This is a genomic window from Dactylosporangium roseum (assembly GCF_025264685.1).
Classification (GTDB): Bacteria; Actinomycetota; Actinomycetes; order Mycobacteriales; family Micromonosporaceae; genus Dactylosporangium; species Dactylosporangium roseum.
Map to the genome: position 1 here is coordinate 3,476,105 of NZ_CP073721.1, position 19,855 is coordinate 3,495,959.

Here is a 19,855-nt window from a genome sequence, read left to right on the forward strand (position 1 = left end):
CAGGCAGTCAAGCGCCGGGATCGGTGTCGTGTCGCTGACGCTACTCCCCGCTGTGCGTCGTAGACAATGCGGGCAGCGCAGGCAGAGGATGTGACTGCGGGCCAGGATCATCAGATGCCCGATCGCCGGTGTCCGTCGCGGTACGTGGGCTGCCCGTACCCGGAGCAGGGCGTTCAACTCCAGGCTGATGTGCTCGTCGGAGCCCATCGCCAGCGAGAACTGCCGTCCTCGTGCCCGCAGGTCGGTCAGGGCAGCCCTGCAGTGGGGACGGTCTGCCTGGTGTGCGTCGAGCTCGGTTGCGTTGCGGTCGGCGACCCGCTCGAGGAGGTCGTCGATGTCGGCTCCGCAGGCCAGCCGACCGCCGGGGTGCGCAGCAGCGGCGCCCGGGTCGGCGCCGGGATCGCCGCACGGTACTTCGACGCTCATTGGGGTGTCGTCACCTCCAGTCCTGCAGCGTTGTGGCAAGTGTGCGCCGTGCGCGGTGGAGGTGGCTACGGACCGCCGCGACTGTGCTGCCGGTGATCTCGGCGATCTCGCTGTAGCTGAGGCCTTCGAACTGGTGCAGGATCAGTGCGAGGCGCTGCGCGGTGGGTAGCGCGTCGATGGCCTCGGTGACCGCGGCGGCGATCAGGTCCTGTTCGGCTTGTTCCGCCGGTCCACGTGCCGGGTCGGCCGGCTCGGGCGTTGCGTTGATCGTTTCGGTCCGCACCGTGCGGGTGCTCTTGTTCAGGGCGCGGGTGGTGACGATGCGGTACAGCCACGTGGCGAAGCTACTTTCGGCTCGGAAGGTGGGCAGGGCTTGCCACGCGGCCAGGAGCGCGTCCTGGGTGACGTCCTCGGCGTCCTCGCGGTTTCCCAGCAGTCTCAAGGCGACCCGGTAGGCGCGCGGGCCGTGGCGTTCGACGAGTACGTGGTAGGCGTCGAGGTAACCCTCGCGTGCGCGTCGAACCAGGTAGGCGTCGTCGATCGCGGGTTGCATACCTTCCCGGGTAGCTGCGCGGTGACCAAGTGAAACGTGGCGGGTAAGCCTAGCGATAGCCCGGTAACGTCTCGCGCTTACCATCACGCGGTGCTGGAATGGCGGTCCATGAGTACGTTATGCCCCGTGGTCGGCGAAGAAACCAGTGGCCAGGGCGCGACGTTTCGACGCCAGGGGTGTCTAACCATGTAAGGGGCCACGCGGCGCCGATGCCGTGATTGGCCTGGGAGGCCACCGCCTTGACCGGCGTCTTCGTCGACCTCGATCACCGAGGAGCGCAGTTCCATGACCCAGACCGTGGCACGAACCGACACCACCGCCGAGACGAGCCCGGCACCCCGCAGCACGGAAGTCACCCGTCCGGCCCGGCAGAACCGGCTGACCACCGAGGAAGGAAAGATCAGCGTTGCCGAGGGTGTGGTACAGAAAATCGCCGGCATCGCCTGCCGGGAAATCGGTGGCGTGCACGCCATGGGCGCCGGCGGCAGCCGCGCGTTCGGCGCGATCCGGGAGCGGATTCCGGGCAGCACCGGGCCCAACGTCGCCCAAGGTGTCGGCGTCGAGGTCGGTGCGACCGAGGCGGCGGTCGACCTGGACATTGTCGTGGAGTACGGGGTCAGCATCGCCGATCTCGGACGTGGCATCCAGCGCAACGTCAAACAGGCCGTCGAGCGGATGACGGGCCTGGAGGTCGTCGAGGTCAACATCAACGTCGACGACGTCCACCTACCCGAGTCCGGTGAAGCCCAGGGCGAGTCGCGGGTGTCATGAGCTCCTCCGCCCGTATCCGGCAGCCGGCGGCAGCGGTCGTCGACGGTGTCGACGTCGACGCGGTGGCCGTTGCGGTGCGGGCCTGCCCGGGTGTGGACGACCTGTACCGCGGCCGCCCGGGTGGACCGGCCACGTGTCTGCCTGGTCGGTGGGTCTACGGCCTGCGGGTCGACCCTCACGTGCTGGAGGTTCAGGTCCGCGCGCGGTGGGGCGTGCCCGCTGTCGAGGTTGCCGTGCAGATCCGCCACGCGCTGCGAACTCTCGCGCTCGCTCGACGCGTCGATGTGATCATCGCCGACCTGGCTGACCCGGCTGCCCCCGAGCTGGACCATTCGGCTGGGAAAGTTCCGATCACAGTCAGCGGCCAGGATCAGTGAACGAGGAACAACAGTGGCGGGCGCGCCGCGCGTTCATCCGGGCCCATCATCCCGACCGCGGCGGCGACGCCGCTGTCTTCATCGCCGGCCTAGCGCGGCTCGACCACGCCGGTCCGCCGGAGGTGTTCGACCGGGTGCGGGTGATCGTCGTGCGCCGTCGGCCGTTGGTGGTCCGGTTGATCCAGGCGCTGTCGCGACGATGCCGCCGATTGGCACGGGTCTGCTAGCCGATCCTTGCCGTTTCCACAGGATGTGAGAGACATGAGCCATATCGTCTTCGGCACTGCGGTGGGCATGGCGCTGGGATTCGCGTTGGCCTTCGGCAGCTTTGGTCAGATGCTGATCGTGCTGCTATTCGCCGCGCTCGGCTTCGGGGCCGCCAAGGTGCTCAGCGGCGAGGTGGACCTGGGTAGCTACCGCGCCAATCGGAGCGGTAGACGATGACCGCCGACCCCCAACCCCCGGCGGTAGAAGATGCCCCCGGCCGGGCCGACGACACCGTACCCGGGTCGATCACCATCGCCGACAGGGTCGTGACGAAGCTGGCCTCGCGCGCGGTGCTGGAAACACCTGACGCCGGCGCCGCGGCGGCCCGCCTGATCGGCCAGGTCATACCCGGTGCCGGGCATCTCGGTTTCCGGCAGACTGACCTCACCGGCCTGCCCAAGGCGTCCGCCCAGGTCGACGGGAATGTCGCCGTCATCGATCTGGTGATCAGCGTGCGCTGGCCAGCGTCGGTGCCGCAGGTCACCGCCGCGGTCCGCCAACACGTACGCGAACGGCTGGCCGCCCTGACCGGGCTGACCATCGCCGAGGCACGCATCGTGGTTACCGACCTGGTTACCGAGATCCCATCGTCGCGGGCGGGGTAGAGGCGAAGGGAAGCGTCGCCGTGAAACTGCTCAACCGCCTGCTCGCCGTGATCGTCAGCCTTACCTTGATCGCAGCCGCAACGGTGCTCGTCGCGGATCTGATCGCCGACTGGACGGGGCGCCGGCCCGCCGTGATCGACTGGCACGCCACCTACCGGTGGGCCCAGCGCACCGGCTGGGACGCCGGCAGCGTCCGACTCATCTGCCTGCTGCTGTGCCTACTGGGGCTGGCCCTCCTGGCCGCAGAGCTCAAGCCGCGCCGCCCCGCCAGGTTGGTCACCGACAGCGACGACCCGGCCATCGACGCCGCCTACACCCGCCGCGGCGTCGCGCAAGCCGTCCGCACCGCGGTCACCGAGGTCGACGGCGTCGACCGCACCGCGGTCGCCGTCCGGCGCCGGCGCATCCGCGTCCACGCGCACGCCGTCGCACGCGAGCCGTCGCTGGCCCCCTTGGTTCGCGACAGCGTCACCCTTGCCGCTCGGGCCCGCCTTGACGCCCTTGACCTGCGTCGTCCGCCGAAGTTGGCCGTCCGGATCTCCACCAGGAGTCGCTGATGCACGCCGACCGTGTCAATCGCGCCGTACTGGCCATCCTCGGGCTGCTCCTGCTGGCCCTCGGCGTCTCCGGCATCCTTCTCGGCGCCGGCGTCTTCGGCGACCGTGCGGCACACCGGAAGCTGCTGGACAACAGCGTCAGCCATTACATCAGCGCACACGGCGAATGGGTGTGGCCAGCCGTGGCCGTGGTCGCGGTCGTCATCGCGCTGTTGAGTCTGCGGTGGCTGCTCACCGTCCTGTTCTCCACCGGCCGGCTCGCCGACATCACCGTGGCAGGAGACCACTCCGCCGGACGTACTACTCTCACCTCCACAGCGCTGGCCGACGCGCTGTCCGGCGAGATCGAAAGCTACCGAGGCGTGCACTCCACCCGAACCCACCTCGAAGGCGAACCGACCAACCCGCAGCTGGCCGTCGCCGTCGACACCGACCGCAACGCCGACCTGGCCGCACTGCGCCGGCACATCGAAGCCAACGCGCTCGCCCATGCGCGCCACGCCCTCGGTGTCCCCGACCTGCCAATCCGGCTCGACATCACCGTCACGAAGCAGCGCTCGTCCGCCCGAGTCACCTAAACAGATCCCCCGTGGGGATCTCATCCCATTTGGGCAGCACTCGTACAAGGTGAGCGTGGAGCACTCGCACTGCCGAGTGCCAGCAACGAAGCCTCACTGCGGCGGGCCGGCATCCAGCCGCTGGCGGGTACACCACCGGTCGGGCAAGCTGAGTGCCGATTCCCCTGGGGCGCGGGTCGCCGGACCAGGGATATGACGCGACCCAGGCTGAGTACGAGTCCGGTCGGGTTCAGCCAGGTGGCTTGGCGTTGCTCCACGGGCTCCATCGTTTCCCACGGCTGCGGCACTGGGTCCATACGTAACGATCACCGGGTGTGCGCGTTACCCGCACGGATGGCGGTTCGGGCCGATCGCGGTGATGATGTCGGTATGGACGCCGAAACGTCGTCGCGCTCGTCGGCAGTCGTGGCGACACGTGGACGGTCGACGCTCCTGATCGGCGCGTCGCGGGATATCGCTGTGTGCTGGCAGGCACGGCAAGGCAAGGTCTGGATCAGCGTGGCCGGCGTACTCGACTACGCCACCCGTGACGTGCTTGCGGTTGCCGTCCGCGACGCGCTGGCCGCACGTCCGGGCCACCTGGTGGTGGATCTCGACCAGGTCCGGCTCCTGGATGCCAGCGCGATCGGAACGCTGCTGCAGATGCACGAACTGGTCGGCAGATGCCATGCCGCCCTGCGGTTGGCCAATCCGCATGGAATCGTACGTGCGGCGCTGCAGGCCACCGGGTCGTTACCGGTACTGGTCGGTAGCAGATGATGGCGCAGGCGATGGTGGCGAAGTGGGTGGCGGTGCGGTCGTAGCGTCAAACCGCTCAGAATCGATGTCGGTCGGAAACATGACGCACAGTGACGTCGCCCGACCTGCCGGACGTGAGATCTGCAGGCGTCCGCCGTGTGCTTCCACCCAGTCGGTGAGGCCTACGAGTTCCGTGCCGAGGGCCAGGTCGGCTTCCCCGACACCATCGTCGTGGATCGAGACCACGAGGAGCTCGCGCCCAGTCGCGTGGTCGACGGTGATGTCGACGTCGACGTTGATCGAGGAAGCGCGCGCGTCCTCGGCGGTGTTCGCGAGCACCTCGCCCACGACGTCGTACGCGGCCACCTCGACGCTGCGGGGCAGCCGGTGCTCGGGACCCGGACTGATCGTGACCGGGACGGCCGAGCGTCGCGCGAGCGCCTTGAGCGCAGGCATGAGCCCGGCCTGGGTGAGGATGGCCGGGTGGATGCCGCGTGTCATCTCTTGCAGCACCTCGAAGACACTCGTCAGACCCTCGACCGTGTGGGAGAGCCGTGCCTTGAGCTCGTCGAGTTCGTCCGGCACCAACGCCTCCGCCGCGCGAAGCTCCAGGCCGAGCGACACCAGACGCTGCTGGACGATGTCGTGCACGTCGTGTTCGAAGTGGCGGCGGCCCTCCTCGACGCCGCGGACGATCCGGGCACGTGACGCGCCGCTCTCGATGTTCGCTACCGCGGTGGCCACGCCCTCGGCGAACTGAGCCAGCCGCTCCTCCGCGCCGGGCGGTGGTGGCTCCCAGCGGGACCACAGCACCACCAGCGAGCCCCACAGGCGGCCACCCACCGTGATCGGCGCGGCGACCGACGAGGTGAAGCCGTCGCGGCGCGCCAGGTCGGCGAAGGCGCCGGGAAGATCGTCGTAGCTATCCACTCTGGCCGGGCGGGAGGTTCGCAGCATCAGCTCCGTGGCGTCGCCTTCGTCGTGAAATCGCCGACCCAGCCAGGTCTCGGTGCCGGGCTTGCCGTACCCGGCGAGGACGGTGACGGTGCCAGCGGACTCAGAGCGCATCAGCCTGGTGGCGTCTGCGTCCAGCAGCACGGCAGCCTCGGCGACGACCCCAGCGACGACATCGGCCGGCGGCGCACCGGACGCGACGAGCACCGCCACCCGCTGCAGACCAGCCTGTTCCTGCGCGAGGTCGTGCAGTTCGTCGCGGCTTGTCCGCAGGGACCTGGCCATCGCCTTGTACTCGGTCGCGACTGCCAGCAGCGTCTCCAACTGGGGCACCAAACGTTCGCGGAGACGCTGCAAGGTCGGCTCGGGCAGGTCGGCGGGGACGAGGAGGGTGCCGGGCCGCGAGCGGTACAGCAGCGGCAACGCAACCCGTCGCCCGTCGCCTGGGACGCTGTCGAGCTCGATCGCAGCGAACGGCAGCCGCAGCTGCCGCGCCAGGCGGCGCGAAACCTCGGGCAGTACCGACCGCAAATCGTCCGCGTACAGCATGAGACGGCTCAGCACGGCAAGGAAGTCGGCCTCCTGATATGCCTCCATCAGCGGTCCCCTTGCCGACCGGACGTATCGGCACCCACACTATGCCGGTCACCGGTGACCACCGGGTGAGGCACCGGGTGACCAGCCGACCGGTCGACCGGCCCGATCCCGTGGCCGCCCACGGCGTGGGGATGGCCGTTCCCGGTAGCGGTAGCGCGTGGTGCGCATCTTGTCCGGGTTGAACAGGCCGATCTCCGGCGTGTTTGGCAAACTGTCGCCCAGTTCCTGGAATGTGATGCCGACGTTGCGGCTCTGGCTGCCAGATCGAAGTCACGAGCCGCGTTGGGCGCCGATCGGCGGTGGGTCCAGTGGAACCTCGCCGGCCGGGAGAATCCCGAGGGCTTGTGCAGCGTGTATGGCGTCGCGCCGCACTGCTGGCTTGCGATAGATCGACGCGAAGAGCTGGCGCGACGCGCTCACCCAACTGCACGGCGTCCTGCGCGAGGCCGACCGCCGGTGGCCAAGGACTACATCGCATTCCACTGCTCGCCGGGCCGTTCCGCGTTGGAGACGAAGTTGCAGACGAACTCGGGCCATGCCCCGCCCAGGTCCGCTGTGGCCCAGGCGGCGGATCGGCTGCCCGCAGTCGCGGTATGCGGACGAGCCCACGTACCGCTGCGGCCGTGTAGCTTTGCAATAGAGGTCTCCCGTGCAGTGGGAGTTCGGTCGGCTTGTGTCAGCGCCATTGAAATCCCCGTGATGTCGTCCGAAGGGCGGAGCATCGGCCATGGAGTTCGACGTCACCATCGAGATCCCCAAGGGAACGCGCAACAAGTACAAGATGGATCGCCGGACCGGTCGGATCCGGCTGGATCGCACCCTCTTCACCGCGACCCAGTACCCGGCCGACTACGGCTTCATCGAACAAACCCTCGGCGAGGACACCGACCCACTCGACGCAGTGGTCATGGTGCAGGAACCGACCTTTCCCGGCTGCCTCATCCGTTGCCGGGCCATTGGCATGTTCCGCATGCACGACGAGAAGGGACCCGACCCGAAGGTGCTGTGCGTGCCCACGGCTGACCCCCGCCTCGGGCACCTGGGCGACATCACGGATCTGGAACACTTCTACAAGCTGGAGATCGAACACTTCTTCCAGATCTACAAGGACCTTGAGCCGGGCAAGAGCATCGACGTCGAACGCCGGACCTGGGCCGACCGGGCCGAAGCCGAGGCGGAGATCACACGCTCGCAGGAACGTGCCCGCGCATCGCTGCCTTCCGGGTGAGCAGGACGCGGTCGATGTTCGTCGAAGTATGGCACCTGGCCAGGGCGCCGGTGATCGGACGGCAGACCTTCGCGTGTCGAGAGCGTTGCGCCACGCCGCCGGCGACGGTGTTGTCCGGGTCGCCACGCAGGACCTCGGCTGCGCCGAGGCCCGCGAACGTCATCGCGCGCAGTGCGGTGGACCGGCGGCTCGCGGCGACGGTGAACGCCGTCAACGCCTCGACGCGGATCCAGGGTGCCGGGCTGCGGGCCGCCGCAGTGCCCAGGCCCCACAGCGCGCGCCCCACCAGTCGCCGAGCCCGGGCTCGTCGGTCCAGCGCCGGTCGTGGGACAGCCGGTTGTGGAAGGCGCTGCTGCCGTCCTGTGCATGAGTGAGAAAACGCCAGGTAACACTCTGCGAACCGCAGCACGGTGTCGGAGGGGTCAACTTCCCGGCTGGTGACGACGAGCCCGCGGGCCACATCGTCGGTGCAGTAGCCGTGCCGGCGGCGAGGGATGGCGTGCCGCGCGTGCTCGAACAGTCCGGTGTCGTCGGTCAACCGGGCCAGATGTGCGAAGCTGGGGGCGGGCACGGCCGGGCTGGCTATCGGCACGGTCACGCCCGCGCCACCGTGGCGGAGACCGGGCTGCCGGCGCTCCGGAGCCGTTCGGCGAGCGTCTCATAGCGGGCCGCGACCGCTGGCCACAGCAGGGCCGGCGGCCGAGAGTGGCTGCTGAGAGCGAGACCGCCCGGATCGGTGAGAATCCGCCGGATTCCGGCCGCCGCAGGATCGCGGTGGGGCACGAGCAGCCCGGGGCCGTTGGTGAGCACAGTTCGACGGCGTGCGGGAAGGGCCTCACCGTGCCGCTCGCGGACTTTCGGGTGGGTCCGGCCGGCGACGGTGTAGGTCACAGCCGGCCGGAAATCCCGCAGGCGGGCCACCGCCCGTAGCGCCCACTCGATGCCTTTGCCCGGACCGAGTAACCCCCAGGTGAGCAGGTGCGGGCGCGGGCGCGGCTCGGCGAGCGCGCCAGCATGGTCGGCGGCGCCGTGCGGGATGACGCTTACCTTGGCGGCGTCCACCGCGTATCCGACAAGGAGCCTGTCACGAGCGGTGCCGGTCATGGTCACCACCGCACCGGCCGCGGCCACAAGCTGCTCCAGCACACCCTTCTGCCCGGCCGAGGGATGGGCAGGAACGTATGGAGGACCACGATGCTGGGTGCTCGCAGCCGACGCAGCAGTGGCACGACGTCGCCGCCGTCAGGCCCCGGATAGATGCCGTACTCGTGTTGCACGATCACGGTGTCGAAGCGGTCGAGGGCCATGGCCGCAGCCCTGCCAGCCGGCGATACCCGGCGTCGACCACGTGTGAACGACGGGCGGAACGGCTGCTCCAGGACGCATGCCCTGGCCGGCGTCGTCACCGCCCACATCGACCCTCACGACGCCCCCCGGCGAGTCGTCCGAGGTCAGGTGGGCGGCCAAAGCGGCGTTGAACGTGGCCAGTCCGCACTGCGTCGGTGGACGGGTGCTCAAGAAACCATAGCTGCCGGCCATCTATTGGCCCTTCCGGGTCATTGGCCGCCTTCGCTCGGGAGCACCGGCGACCCCACGCGATGAAGGGCGCCCACCGGCTAGCGTGTGTAGCGGGGCGAACGAATCCACGGGCGACCACCGCTGAGGCGGGACCTGGGGCCGACCAGGATATGACACCGGATCTCGGAGATTCATCGGTAGGGCTAACACTAGCACGTCGCGGCCGCTGGACCTGCGCGCCGGACTCAGCGTGATGGCCTCGTGGGCGGCAGCCCTTCCTCGTGATCGAGTTCCCGTTCGAGCACGCGGAGGCCCTCATCTGGCAGTCTGCCGGCGTCACGCCACTGCAGCAGTTCCTCCCGTTGGGCATCGATGACCTCCCTGCGGACGTACAACGCGGCTTCGTGTCGCGGCGACGTCGGCACGTGGACCAGGTCGGTGCTGCTCAGCTGATTTCGTCGATCCTGATGGTGGGTCAACTGGCCGCGGAGTTGCCCGCGCATCGTCTCGATCGCGTGGGTCTTGACGTCGTCGTGCGGTTGAGCCGCCAGCTCGTCGAGCCTTGCCATGGCAGCCTCGACAGCGGCCGAGCGCGCCTCGTTGCGTAGCCGCGCCTGGTCGACCTCATCGGCGCGCAGGCCGAGTGCCCGGACAAGCGGTGCGAAGGTGAGGCCTTGACCCACCAGTGTGACCAGTACGACGACGAACGTGCAGAACCGCAGCAGGTCGCGGTTCGGGAATGGAGCGCCGTTGGCGGTGACCAACGGCAGGGTGGAGATCGCCGCGAGGCTGATCACGCCTCGGGTACCGGACCAGCTGAGGGCTATGACGTCGCGGCCCGTGAGCCGCTGGGATACGCGTTCGTGTGGCGGTGCCGCCCGGGTCTTGTCAGTCCCAGCACGGTCGTCGTCGACGGTCTGGCCACCCAGCCAGGTGTGCAGCGATCGGGGCAGCGACTGGGTCAGCACCAGCCACACCGGGCGCAGCAGCAACACCACACTGACGGTGATCGTAACCGCGATGACAATCGTGGCCGGATCGTACTGCGCGAGTCCGCGTACAACCTCGGGCAACTGCTGACCGATCAGCAGGAACACGAAACCCTCGAGCAGGAAGTCGGCCAGCCGCCAGACCGCGCTCGTCTGCAGCCGGCTCGCGCCTGAGGCTGACCGTGGCCGGTGGTGCCCGACAATCAGCCCCGCGACGACCACCGCGAGCACACCCGAGACATGAACTTTTTCGCCGAGCAGGTATGCCCCGAACGGGGTGGCCAGGGAGACGGCGTTCGCCATCAACGGGTCGCCGCCCAGAGGTCGCGTCAACAGCCGGACACCGTAGGCGACCAACGCTCCGGCCGCGACGCCACCAGCCGCAGCGATCAAGAACTGACCGAGCGCGGACGGCGCTGAGAAACCGCCACCGGTGGCCGCGGCGACGGCCACACTGAGGATCGTGAGCGCCGTAGCGTCGTTGAGCAAACCTTCGCCCTGGATGAGGGTGAGGACTCTGGGCGGTAGGCCGACCTTGCGCCCGACTGCGAGCGCGGCCACCGGATCGGGCGGTGCGACCGCCGCTCCGACCGCGATACCGGTGGCCAGGGTCGCTCCCGCGACAAACCATTGGAAGCCGATGCCGATGATCAGAGCATTGAGGAAGACCAAGAGCACCGACAGGCTCACCACAGTACGTAGATTGCGGCGGATCGCGAGCAGCGACGAGTCCAATGCTGCGCTGTACAGCAGCGGTGGCAGGACGAACGCCAAAATTATGTCGGGGGCAAGGACGACCTCGAGTCCCGGCAACAGGGCGTAACCGACGCCGATGATCGACAGAAGCGCCGCAGCCGGCAAGCCGGTCCGGTTCGCGACCCACCGCACCAATACGACCACAGCGACGGCGGCAAGCACGAACAGCAATATCGACTCGACGCTCATTGCGTCCATTCTCTCGGACCTGACCAGCTAGGAGATGAGATGGGCGGCCTTACCGCGGTGACCGCCGAGGCGCCGCGAACCACCCGCTGACGGCACGGTTCGGAATCCGGAGAGGCACCATCGATGCTTACACGGTTCAGAACGAACCAGTACGCGTCTCACGGTACGGGGCCAGGCGTGCCCCCGATGACATGTGTGAAGTTCAGCAACAGTGTCGACGGCTGCGACTCCTGGCCGCCGTGGAGTGAGACAACCAGAGGCTGGATGGCCCCGTCGCTCGTCCACCCCGTGATGGCATCAGTATTCAAGGCGATGTCGTGCATGCGAATTACCAGTTCGGTTTCCCTGCCGACGACGAGCAGATACAGCAGGCCGGTCGGGCGTTCGTTCGTCATGGCGTCACAAGCTTCTTTGTCTTGCCCTTGGGTTTCTGTGCCTTGGTGCGCCGCGCCCGAGGTCCAAACAGCTGACGCCGCGAGTGGAATACGTCCTCCGTTTGGGCGCCGTACGGCGCCACGTGTAGCCTGTCCGCGCCGGCGTTGTGTGACCGCGCACACATCCTTACCCTATGCCGAATCGCACCGAGTCCAGGGTGAGCCCCTCTCCTCCCCGCACGACTAGCGGTCTCGCATACCGCGAGCCGGCACATACGTGCGTCCGCCGCGGCGATGTGAGGGCCTGGATGGAACCGCGTCGCTGCCCCTTTCCCGAAGATACGAGCCTCGTTCGGCGGGCACCGTCTCGACGGTCTCGGTGGCGGGCGTGCCGCGGCAGCCACCGCCGACGGCTGCGGCGATGTTGTATACCGCCGGAAGAGGAGCCGCACGTGCCCGCACTGCCGCACGACGCGCCCAGTCCGCCGCCGGCCTCCACGACGTGAACGCGCTGCCGCGTTCGGCGGGATGCCGGGCGTGGTGGCTCAAGGATCAATCCGGACAGGGAACACAGGTCGGCGGGTCAGGTGTCGAACAGATATTCCTCGTCGGCGCCCCGGCACTTGCGACACTGTAGGCCAGCACCGAGACGGCGCGCCGCTGCGGCGACACATTCCAGCGGGCTGCGGATGATACCGATTCGGCTCGGAGACGCTGCTACTTGTGAGGTCCGTTGAGGTCTCGACCGGGTACCAGCGTCAGCCGGACGCCGTCCCGCAGTTCCTCGACGCGGAAACGTTCCGCTTGGCCGTTCTCGGGCAGCATGGCGTCGTAGAGCTCAGCGTTGCTGATCTCGATCGTGCCGCCCGCTCTGCCGATCAGGACGCTGAGAACGGCGCGTAGGTTGACGTCACTGAGGTACTGCACGTGGACCGCCTCTATCTGTGAGACGGCGTCCCTCGCACCGGGTGGTACGTAGTGTGCCGTCCGGTCATCGATACTACCCGTGCAGGCACCGGCGCTCCGCCAGACGTTGACGGGGTTCGCCGTGGTCGTTCCGTCGCATGTGTGGCACGGCTCGTACCCACCCGGGCGTGGTACCGTGGGCGCGTTGTAGTTGTGATTTCCGAATACTTGGCCAGCGCCTGGTGGGTATCTGATCCCCTAGGCGCTCTGTGTTTTCCGGTCATCTCCGGATATGGGCGATCAACACCGCGACGCTGGGACCCGCACGGTGCGGGCCAGATCCAGCGTTTCAAGGAGAAGACCTGGCTATCGGCACCGTGAAGTGGTTCAACGCGGACAAGGGCTTCGGGTTCATCACCCCGGACGGCGACGGCGCCAACGTGTTCGCGCACTTCTCGGCGATCCTCTCGAACGGCTTCCGCGGCCTTGAGGAGAACCAGCGGGTCGAGTTCGACGTCACGCAGGGCGCCAAGGGCCCGCAGGCCGCGAGCGTCCGCGCCATCTGAACCCACCGTCGGCCGCGTGCCCGCCGTCCCAGGCGGTCGGCACGTGGCGGCGTCGGCGTATCACCCGCCCCGAGGAGGAGCGCATGTCCACAACGCCGCCGCAAAGCCGCACCGGAAGCCCGTACGCGCATCTGCTGCACCAGATCCGCGGCGCCGGACTGCTCGATCGCCGCACCCGGTACTACATCTGGAAGATCGCCGTCACCGGTCTGCTGTTCGCGGCCGGCTGGACGGCCTTCGGGTTCATCGGCGACTCATGGTGGGTGCTCATCGCCGCCGGATTCCTCGCGTTCGTCTTCACCCAACTCGGGTTCCTCGCACGGCTGCGTGGCGGCGCCCTCCCTGTCACGCTGAGATGAAACAACGGGGCACCTGCTGGCGGCCTACCGAACCCTGTTGCAGTGCGGGTCATTGCTGTTGCAGCGCGGGCTAGTACTGGATGGCAACGGTTGCGGATTACCGGGCAGCCGTTATGGTCGGCTTTCCGCGACGTGAGCTGAGGTGAGCGGTGACACTGTCGGTGGAGGTCCGGACCCGGTTGGCCGGACAGGTCGAGATCACCCTGCGCGGCGAACTCGATCAGGGCACTGCCGGGCACCTGCGCGACGCCGTCACCGCCGCCTTGGCGACCCGGCCCGCCCAGGTGTGCCTCGACCTGGCACAGGTCTCCTTCGTCGACTCCTCCGGTCTGGGCACGTTGGTCGTCGTGCACAAGATGTGCGGCCAGGTCGGCTGCCGACTGGCGCTGGAAGGCGTCGGCCCGACCCTTCACCAACGCCTACAGGTCACCGGTCTGACCGGCGTGTTCGACCTGACCGGGCCGCCACACTGGCCGGCTCAGAACCACGGCTGATCGTGGCGCTGTTCCGGCGAGCGGGCAACACCTGCTCGCGGCTGACGGGATCCAGATCGACGACGTCAGCCTCGTCGTCCACGCCGCTCCGCCGGTCGAGCATAAGGCGTACGTACCCGCACCGCTCCGGCCGCACGGCCCGGGCCGGTGCGCAAGGAACGGTCGTGACGCTCATGACCGGCCCGGCGTACAGCGGGACCTGACAGCAGGTCGGCCTTGTGGTCGCGGAGGCGACCCGGCGCACGAACACGTACTGCAGTAGTCCCACAACATAGTTCGGCACGGGGGCGTGCGCGTCATCGTGGAACTCCGCGAGGCCCTCCTCTGCTTGCCTGTTCCTCATCAACTACTCATCAACTACTCGTCGCCACTGCCGCTGCTGTGGTCGGCGGGGATCGGGTCAGTCGCCGGTGCCGGCTTGTCGGTGTCGCGGCACACCAGTTTGGTGCGTTTGGCTTGGGCTCGGCTATCGTCGCAGTCGACGAGGACGATGTGACCGTGCTGTAGCCGGCCGTGCAGGATCTGCTCGGACAGTGGGTCCTCGATCTGGCGCTGGACGGGGCGGCGCAAGGGCCGGACGCCCAGGACGGGGTCGTAGCCGATGGCACAGCAGGCGAGCGGCACAGAATCCCAATCGACCGCGGCGCAGTCTCGACCCATCGTTGAGGTTGCGTCCGCGTGGAACCAGATGACACACGCGCCTGGAACCCTATGTACTGTCCCCATCTGCAACGCCCATGTGCTGTGGACGATAACTACGTTGCCTGGCGGCGCTGTGGCTGTGATACGTCGCCCCGGCGAACTCCGGGGCGACGGCGCGTTAGATGGGCTGCCGAGCCTACCGGACGGTCCTCACCGCCGTGCTCAACCGTGTACTGCGTCAGTGATGCAGCGCGCTTACCGGCGCCCCTTGAGGCCGCCGATCGGCCGCCGTCGGTCGCGCTGATGAACCGCATTGACCAGTCCGTGAGTCCTGTCGATGGCGACAAGACACCGCTGGATGACCCGCGGAAGGACCGGGCAGCGGTGGGGCCTCCGCGGGCTCGGCGGGTGTCAGGCGGCAACGACGAATTGAACTTCAGGGGCGTTGGGGATCGATGCCCTGTCCTTGTGGCCGCGCTCGTAGTCCAGCACCGCGCGGATCTGGCCCTCGTCAACCTCCCGCAGCCGGGCACGGATCTCGCCGACGTTCATCCGGTCGTACCCCGGCCACGGCTCCGCGCCGTGCAGCTCCTGGATGGCCTCCAGGACCGGCACCCGGTCGAGCGTCGCCGCCTCGTAGGCCTCGACGGTGGACAGCTCCGACTGGGACAGCCGCGCCAGCCGGTCACGGATCTGCTCCACCGACAGGTTGTCGTAGTCCGGGATGATGGACTGTGCCTCCTGCCGCACGGCCCCGCGCCGGGCGAACCGCAGCACGTCAGCGGCCTCGTCTCGTAGCCGGTGCAGGCTCTCCCCCAACTGCGGCAGCCTCAGCATCTGCACCGCGCCGATACGTCCGATCTGGTAGACCGGCTCACCGTCGACCTCCTCGGAAATCACCGCCTCCGCGAGCCGGTCCAGGGACGCGTAGCACTCCGACAGCATCTCCTCACTCTCCGCCTGTAGGTCGACAGCGAGCTTCTCGGTGATCTTGTCTCGACAGGTGCGTGTGATCTGAGCCAACGCCCGATAGTTGGCGTCCACCACCGCCGTGGCCGCACACAGGTCCCGGGCGTTCTTCAACACCCGCTCCTCACCACCGGGGCCACGCAACAGTTGCACCGGTACCGTTACCAACGCCACGGCCTGCCCGCCGGTTACCCGGACGACGTCCATGCCCAGGTGCCGGATGCTGCGGCGAGCTCCGAGCTCACTCAGCCGGTCCGACACCCGGGATACCCGCTCACGGGACCGTCGCCGCTGCGTCTCCAGCCGCCGTCGATAGTCCCTTCCGGGGTGACGGCGATGTTGACGGCGAGCATGGTGGTCAAGGCGTACTCCGCCGCACGTGCGTCTTGCAGATATTGAACGACCTTGTCTCGGACAGTCGCCATGTCGTTTACTCCTCGGAAATCGGCGAAATCGTGGTGAGATCGATTCTGGTTCGGTTCGGATCGGTTCCGCGTCGGCTGTTCCTGCAGACAGCCGGTTCCCCGCAGACGCCCGGCAAACCGGCCGGCCCCCACATCGGCACACGGCACGACCGTCATCACCCGAACCCGGCCAAGAACTGACCCGTCCGGAGCGTGTAACGCAGCTTCCCGCCCACGCTCCCCTCGCGGCACGCCCTGCGCGGCAATGCCACCACCCCAGGTGCTGTCGTGGCCTCGGACGGCTGTGACAGCGGCCCAATGCTCATGCAGTCGCTACCGCCGGGGCGCCCGCCCACTCGTCGCCCGCCCTCCAGACACATGACCAGGCGTGCCTGTGGGACGGCGGCGGCGATGTTGGTGGCGCAGGCGAGGGGGTGAGCCGGTCACGGGCACCGACGAGCACCGTCACCGGGATCTGGGGCAGCGCTGCCAGTTCGGTCAGGCGCCGGTGCGTGTCAACCGCCGCGCCGAACGCGTCATAGCGCCGAGCGAATGACCGACAAGCACCACCCGATGGCTCGCGTGACAGCACCGAGCATCTCAGCAAGATCATCAGCGAGCCGGGCCACCGTCGCGGTGGTCCGCGTAACCGGCCCCGAACGGCCATGACCACGCGCGTCGTAAGCAACAACTGCGACGTCGCCCAGAGCGTCGACCTGCCAGGACCACACACGCCGGTCCAGCGACCAACCATGCAACAACACGACCGTCGGTGCGCCCTTCGCAGGGCCGTGCCGTTCATAACTCAGGCGGACCCCACCGCAGCCCCCATCGCTGGTCACGAAGTCCATGGAAGCCGCCCCGCAGCCTGACGATTCCAGCACACCATCTCAATCACGTCATCATCAGTTCGACACGCGAACCGCGACGGCTATTCCCCGAGTTGAGCAAGGAGAAACGCAATCCGACATCGTGTGGGGACGGCCGGCGGCATCATCCCGGCATAAGCTGGCAGCGTTCGCGCGGCAGGCTGTCGTACGGCGCCCCGGTGACCAGCGCTTGGGCGTCGACCCGGTGGGCGAGCATCCTCAGCGAGGCCGACTTGGCCCGCAACCTCGAGGAGCACCAGCTCGCCGAGTTCATCGAGAACGTCTACGCCACGTCCTGACCGTGACGAACCCGTCCATGACCGTCGCCGGCCGAGTCGGCGTATCCCTCGCTTCCCGGCCCACACCGCCCAGGGCAGCTTCCGTCAACTCGCGGCAGCCGCCGCGCACCTGCCCGTGGCTCGGCCTGCATACCGGGCGCAGGAGTGCACGCCAGAACTGCTGTACGAGCCGGTGTGCCGTGCGCTGGATCGCGGAGTTCGGGTCAGGATGTTACTGCGCGGCCGAACATCTCCGAGGCATCGCGGGCGGACGCATCGGCGTTCCAGAAGGCGGGGGGAATCTACGCCGACCGTCTACTCACGCCAAGGGATGCATTGCTGACGGAAGAACCGGTTCCGTGTTCTCCACGAATTTCATGACGGCGATGGGCCTCACTCGTGGTCACCGCCTTGCTGCTCGCCGCGGCCGCCGCAGCCGGGCGCGCATCGACGCGGCAAGTGACCGGCTCCGCAGTCGCAGCGAGGCGCTCCGGTCGACCACGGACCGCCTGCGCGGCGAGCGGGAGGGGGACCGGCAGGAGCGGGGTGAGCGGGAGGAGCGCGGACGGGCGTACGGCCGCGGCGACGAGCGGTACGAGCAGCGGTACAGGGATCGTGACGACGAGCGCGCGGAAGGCCGCTACGAGCGGCGGTACGAGGAACCGGTGCCGGTCGGGGCGGGGCGGGGCCGGTCACGGGGTGAGGACAGCGAGCCCCCGGTCCGCCGACGTGGATCGGCGGCGCTGCGATGAGCGCGGTACCGCACAACGGCCCCACGGGTGGCATCGGCGAGCGAGTCTCTCGTCTGGTGGCCAAGGAGTTGGGCAACCTCGCCGGCGCGGTCGGCGAGCGGGCCGTGGAGTCCCTGCGTGGCAGGGTCGGCGGCCTCACCGATCGGCTGACCGACTTCGCCGAGCGCTCCGAGAGCCCCAAGCTGGTGGCTGCGGCCAAGGGCGCGGAGCATCTGGCCGGGGGCGGGTCCCCGACGAAGGCCGCCGCCAAGGGCGGGATCGCCGGCGGGCTGGCCAAGCTGAAGCAGGCGTTCGGCAAGGGGAAGAAGAGCAAGAAGCTCAAGCTGACGAACATCGTGGAGTTCGTCGACGTCGGTGTGCCGGTGCGGGTGGCGTACAACCAGTGGACGGAGTTCGAGGACATCCCGCGTTTCACGAAGAAGGTCGAGAAGGTCGAGCGCGAGCAGGACGAGAAGCTCCACTGGCGGGCACAGATCTTCCTGTCGCACCGCGACTGGGACGCGCAGATCGTCGAGATGGTCCCGGACGAGCGGATCGTGTGGCGCTCGAAAGGGGCGAAGGGCTATCCGGACGGCGCCATCTCGTTCCATGCCCTCACGCCCACGCTGACCCGGGTGGTGCTGATCATCGAGTACCACCCCAAGGGCTTCTTCGAGCAGACCGGCAACCTCTGGCGCGCACAGGGCCGCCGGGCCCGGCCCGCGGCGAGGATCGGGAGCGGCGCGGGCGCGGGTGAGAGAGAAGGACCGCAAGGGCGCCCGGAACGCGGTGAAGGCCGCGAGGAGCACGAGCGCGGCGCCCGGCTGTTCCTGATCGGCGGCGCGGTTTACCTCGTGCTGTGGCTGTATGGCATGGTCATCGACCACGGCGCCGTCCGCGACCCGGCGCTCGGTTGTCGAGCGTAGCCAACCGGGTGTCATCCGGTTTCTCAGCCGGGGTGGGGTTAGGTGCCGGTCGTGGTAGGGCAGGTGACAGTCCACGTGAAGGGGGTGCGCGGGTTGGCTCTTGGGTCCGAAGCGAAGACCGAGGCCACGGTGGAGGGGGTCAGGGGGGCAAGCCGGCTCAGCGTTCGCGACCGCCTGCTCGGGGCCGCCGTGTGGTTGACCACGCCGCTGCTGCCGGACGACTATCTCGGGTTGCTCAATCCGCTGTGGTCGTCCCGGGAGGTGCGTGGGCGGGTCGAGGCGGTTGTGCCGGAGACTGCGGACGCGGCCAGCCTGGTGATCCGTCCCGGGCGTGGCTGGGGGCGGCACCGGGCCGGGCAGTTCGTCCGGGTCGGTGTGGACATCGGAGGGGTGCGGCATGCGCGCAGCTACTCGGTGTCCTCGCCGCCGGAGCGGGCCGACGGGTGTATCACGATCACGGTGAAGGCGGCCCGGGACGGGCTGGTCTCGCCCTACCTGGTCCATCGGACGGTGCCGGGAACCATCGTCCACCTCGCGCCGGCGCAAGGTGCGTTCGTGCTGCCGGAGCCGTTGCCGGCCCGGTTGCTGTTCCTGACGGCCGGTAGCGGGATCACTCCGGTGGCGGCGATGCTGCGCGGCCTGGCCGCGCAGGGTGAGATGCCGGACGTGGTGCTGGTGCACTCGGCGCCGACCGCGCAGGACGTCATCTTCGGTGTGGAACTGCGCGCCCTGGCCGCCCGGTTTCCGCGGCTGCGGTTGCACGAGTGGTACACCCGTGACGGCGGCCGGCTGACGATGGCGCAACTGCGCGGGATCTGCCGGGACTGGCGTCTGCGCGACGTCTGGGCATGTGGCCCGGCCGGTCTGCTCGAGCGGGCCGAGCGGCACTGGCGACGCGCCGGGCTCGGCGACCGGCTGCACGTGGAGCGATTCCGGCCCGACGTGACGTCGGGCGGCTGCGGGGGCCGGGTGATGTTCACTGTCAGCGGTCGGCACGCCGACGCCGGCGGCGCCACTTCGCTGCTGGTCGCCGGTGAGAACGCCGGTGTGCTGATGCCCAGCGGCTGCCGTATGGGCATCTGCTACACCTGCGTGGCCCGGCTGCGGGCCGGCCGGATACGTGACCTGCGCACCGGTCGGGAGCACGGCGACGAAGGAGCGCTGATTCAAACCTGTGTGTCGGCGGCCGCGGGCCCCGTCGAGATCGACCTGTAGCGACCAGTTGGAAGAGCTC

The 19,855-nt window shown here is 68.7% G+C and carries 26 protein-coding genes and 1 pseudogene; 16 read left to right on the top strand and 11 right to left on the bottom strand.

What is annotated here, in order from left to right:
• Positions 1 to 436: 436 nt before the first annotated feature.
• A complete protein-coding gene (locus tag Drose_RS16180; protein ID WP_260729025.1) occupies positions 437 to 979 on the bottom strand; it encodes an RNA polymerase sigma factor in 543 nt (180 codons plus the stop codon).
• 285 nt (positions 980 to 1,264) lie between these two features.
• Between Drose_RS16180 and Drose_RS16185 the strand changes: the two genes are divergently transcribed.
• The 8 genes from Drose_RS16185 (at position 1,265) to Drose_RS16220 (ending at position 4,893) form a co-directional block, all read left to right on the top strand.
• Positions 1,265 to 1,750, top strand: a complete 486-nt coding sequence (locus tag Drose_RS16185; protein WP_260729026.1) for an Asp23/Gls24 family envelope stress response protein — start codon at positions 1,265 to 1,267, stop codon at positions 1,748 to 1,750.
• Entirely contained in the window at positions 1,747 to 2,127 is a 381-nt protein-coding gene (locus Drose_RS16190; RefSeq protein ID WP_260729027.1) for a hypothetical protein, read from the top strand. Before Drose_RS16185 ends, Drose_RS16190 begins: the two co-directional genes overlap by 4 nt.
• Complete coding sequence (locus tag Drose_RS16195) at positions 2,124 to 2,354, top strand: hypothetical protein (RefSeq protein WP_260729028.1); 231 nt, start codon at positions 2,124 to 2,126, stop codon at positions 2,352 to 2,354. Before Drose_RS16190 ends, Drose_RS16195 begins: the two co-directional genes overlap by 4 nt.
• Positions 2,355 to 2,388: 34 nt before the next feature.
• Positions 2,389 to 2,571: a hypothetical protein gene (locus Drose_RS16200; protein WP_260729029.1), complete on the top strand. Its 183-nt coding sequence runs from the start codon at positions 2,389 to 2,391 to the stop codon at positions 2,569 to 2,571.
• The gene (locus Drose_RS16205; RefSeq protein ID WP_260729030.1) at positions 2,568 to 2,999 is read left to right on the top strand and encodes an Asp23/Gls24 family envelope stress response protein; all 432 of its coding nucleotides are present in this window, start codon (positions 2,568 to 2,570) and stop codon (positions 2,997 to 2,999) included. The genes Drose_RS16200 and Drose_RS16205 overlap by 4 nt, the downstream gene beginning before the upstream one ends.
• A 20-nt stretch (positions 3,000 to 3,019) precedes the next feature.
• On the top strand, positions 3,020 to 3,556 hold the full coding sequence (locus Drose_RS16210; RefSeq protein ID WP_260729031.1) for a DUF6286 domain-containing protein: 537 nt from the start codon (positions 3,020 to 3,022) through the stop codon (positions 3,554 to 3,556).
• On the top strand, positions 3,556 to 4,134 hold the full coding sequence (amaP, locus tag Drose_RS16215; RefSeq protein WP_260729032.1) for an alkaline shock response membrane anchor protein AmaP: 579 nt from the start codon (positions 3,556 to 3,558) through the stop codon (positions 4,132 to 4,134). Before Drose_RS16210 ends, amaP begins: the two co-directional genes overlap by 1 nt.
• A gap of 369 nt (positions 4,135 to 4,503) precedes the next feature.
• Positions 4,504 to 4,893, top strand: coding sequence for an STAS domain-containing protein (locus Drose_RS16220; RefSeq protein WP_260729033.1), 390 nt, complete (start codon positions 4,504 to 4,506; stop codon positions 4,891 to 4,893).
• On the opposite strand, the gene Drose_RS16225 is transcribed toward Drose_RS16220, so the two are convergent.
• Positions 4,867 to 6,423 (bottom strand): sensor histidine kinase, encoded by a 1,557-nt coding sequence (locus Drose_RS16225; RefSeq protein WP_260729034.1) that lies wholly within the window; start codon positions 6,421 to 6,423, stop codon positions 4,867 to 4,869. The two genes, Drose_RS16220 and Drose_RS16225, sit on opposite strands and share 27 nt — an antisense overlap.
• 727 nt (positions 6,424 to 7,150) lie before the next feature.
• On the opposite strand from Drose_RS16225, the gene Drose_RS16230 reads away from it, so the two are divergent.
• Entirely contained in the window at positions 7,151 to 7,651 is a 501-nt protein-coding gene (locus Drose_RS16230; protein ID WP_260729035.1) for an inorganic diphosphatase, read from the top strand.
• Here Drose_RS16230 and Drose_RS16235 read toward each other — a convergent pair.
• From Drose_RS16235 to Drose_RS16255, 5 genes are all read right to left on the bottom strand, one after another.
• Positions 7,605 to 8,249, bottom strand: a complete 645-nt coding sequence (locus Drose_RS16235) for a hypothetical protein (RefSeq protein ID WP_260729036.1) — start codon at positions 8,247 to 8,249, stop codon at positions 7,605 to 7,607. The two genes, Drose_RS16230 and Drose_RS16235, sit on opposite strands and share 47 nt — an antisense overlap.
• The gene (locus Drose_RS16240) at positions 8,246 to 8,797 is read right to left on the bottom strand and encodes a glycosyltransferase family protein (protein ID WP_260729037.1); all 552 of its coding nucleotides are present in this window, start codon (positions 8,795 to 8,797) and stop codon (positions 8,246 to 8,248) included. The genes Drose_RS16235 and Drose_RS16240 overlap by 4 nt, the downstream gene beginning before the upstream one ends.
• Positions 8,798 to 9,414: 617 nt before the next feature.
• A complete protein-coding gene (locus Drose_RS16245) occupies positions 9,415 to 11,103 on the bottom strand; it encodes a Na+/H+ antiporter (protein ID WP_260729038.1) in 1,689 nt (562 codons plus the stop codon).
• Between the two features lie 158 nt (positions 11,104 to 11,261).
• Positions 11,262 to 11,498, bottom strand: a complete 237-nt coding sequence (locus Drose_RS16250; protein ID WP_260729039.1) for a hypothetical protein — start codon at positions 11,496 to 11,498, stop codon at positions 11,262 to 11,264.
• A gap of 696 nt (positions 11,499 to 12,194) precedes the next feature.
• Positions 12,195 to 12,404 (bottom strand): hypothetical protein, encoded by a 210-nt coding sequence (locus Drose_RS16255; protein WP_260729040.1) that lies wholly within the window; start codon positions 12,402 to 12,404, stop codon positions 12,195 to 12,197.
• A gap of 341 nt (positions 12,405 to 12,745) precedes the next feature.
• Here Drose_RS16255 and Drose_RS16260 point away from each other — a divergent pair, with 341 nt between their 5' ends.
• From Drose_RS16260 to Drose_RS16275, 4 genes and pseudogenes are all read left to right on the top strand, one after another.
• On the top strand, positions 12,746 to 12,949 hold the full coding sequence (locus Drose_RS16260) for a cold-shock protein (protein WP_260729727.1): 204 nt from the start codon (positions 12,746 to 12,748) through the stop codon (positions 12,947 to 12,949).
• An 83-nt stretch (positions 12,950 to 13,032) separates the two neighbouring features.
• Complete coding sequence (locus Drose_RS16265) at positions 13,033 to 13,308, top strand: hypothetical protein (RefSeq protein WP_260729041.1); 276 nt, start codon at positions 13,033 to 13,035, stop codon at positions 13,306 to 13,308.
• Between the two features lie 149 nt (positions 13,309 to 13,457).
• Positions 13,458 to 13,802, top strand: coding sequence for an STAS domain-containing protein (locus Drose_RS16270; RefSeq protein ID WP_260729042.1), 345 nt, complete (start codon positions 13,458 to 13,460; stop codon positions 13,800 to 13,802).
• Between the two features lie 34 nt (positions 13,803 to 13,836).
• A pseudogene (locus Drose_RS16275) lies at positions 13,837 to 13,981 on the top strand (DEAD/DEAH box helicase); the annotation flags it as partial.
• Between the two features lie 178 nt (positions 13,982 to 14,159).
• On the opposite strand, the gene Drose_RS38775 reads toward Drose_RS16275, so the two are convergent.
• The 4 genes from Drose_RS38775 to Drose_RS16295 all read right to left on the bottom strand — a co-directional run bounded on the left by Drose_RS38775 (position 14,160) and on the right by Drose_RS16295 (position 16,668).
• Positions 14,160 to 14,462, bottom strand: coding sequence for a hypothetical protein (locus tag Drose_RS38775; protein WP_313900023.1), 303 nt, complete (start codon positions 14,460 to 14,462; stop codon positions 14,160 to 14,162).
• A gap of 393 nt (positions 14,463 to 14,855) precedes the next feature.
• The gene (locus Drose_RS16285; RefSeq protein ID WP_260729043.1) at positions 14,856 to 15,674 is read right to left on the bottom strand and encodes a hypothetical protein; all 819 of its coding nucleotides are present in this window, start codon (positions 15,672 to 15,674) and stop codon (positions 14,856 to 14,858) included.
• A complete protein-coding gene (locus Drose_RS16290; RefSeq protein ID WP_260729044.1) occupies positions 15,659 to 15,994 on the bottom strand; it encodes a hypothetical protein in 336 nt (111 codons plus the stop codon). The genes Drose_RS16285 and Drose_RS16290 overlap by 16 nt, the downstream gene beginning before the upstream one ends.
• Positions 15,995 to 16,353: 359 nt before the next feature.
• The gene (locus Drose_RS16295; RefSeq protein ID WP_260729045.1) at positions 16,354 to 16,668 is read right to left on the bottom strand and encodes an alpha/beta fold hydrolase; all 315 of its coding nucleotides are present in this window, start codon (positions 16,666 to 16,668) and stop codon (positions 16,354 to 16,356) included.
• A gap of 682 nt (positions 16,669 to 17,350) precedes the next feature.
• Between Drose_RS16295 and Drose_RS16300 the strand changes: the two genes are divergently transcribed.
• The 3 genes from Drose_RS16300 (at position 17,351) to Drose_RS16310 (ending at position 19,836) form a co-directional block, all read left to right on the top strand.
• Entirely contained in the window at positions 17,351 to 17,716 is a 366-nt protein-coding gene (locus Drose_RS16300) for a hypothetical protein (RefSeq protein WP_260729046.1), read from the top strand.
• A complete protein-coding gene (locus Drose_RS16305; protein WP_260729047.1) occupies positions 17,713 to 18,621 on the top strand; it encodes an SRPBCC family protein in 909 nt (302 codons plus the stop codon). The genes Drose_RS16300 and Drose_RS16305 overlap by 4 nt, the downstream gene beginning before the upstream one ends.
• Positions 18,622 to 18,750: 129 nt before the next feature.
• Positions 18,751 to 19,836 (top strand): ferredoxin reductase, encoded by a 1,086-nt coding sequence (locus tag Drose_RS16310; RefSeq protein ID WP_260729048.1) that lies wholly within the window; start codon positions 18,751 to 18,753, stop codon positions 19,834 to 19,836.
• The last annotated feature ends 19 nt before the right edge of the window (positions 19,837 to 19,855 follow it).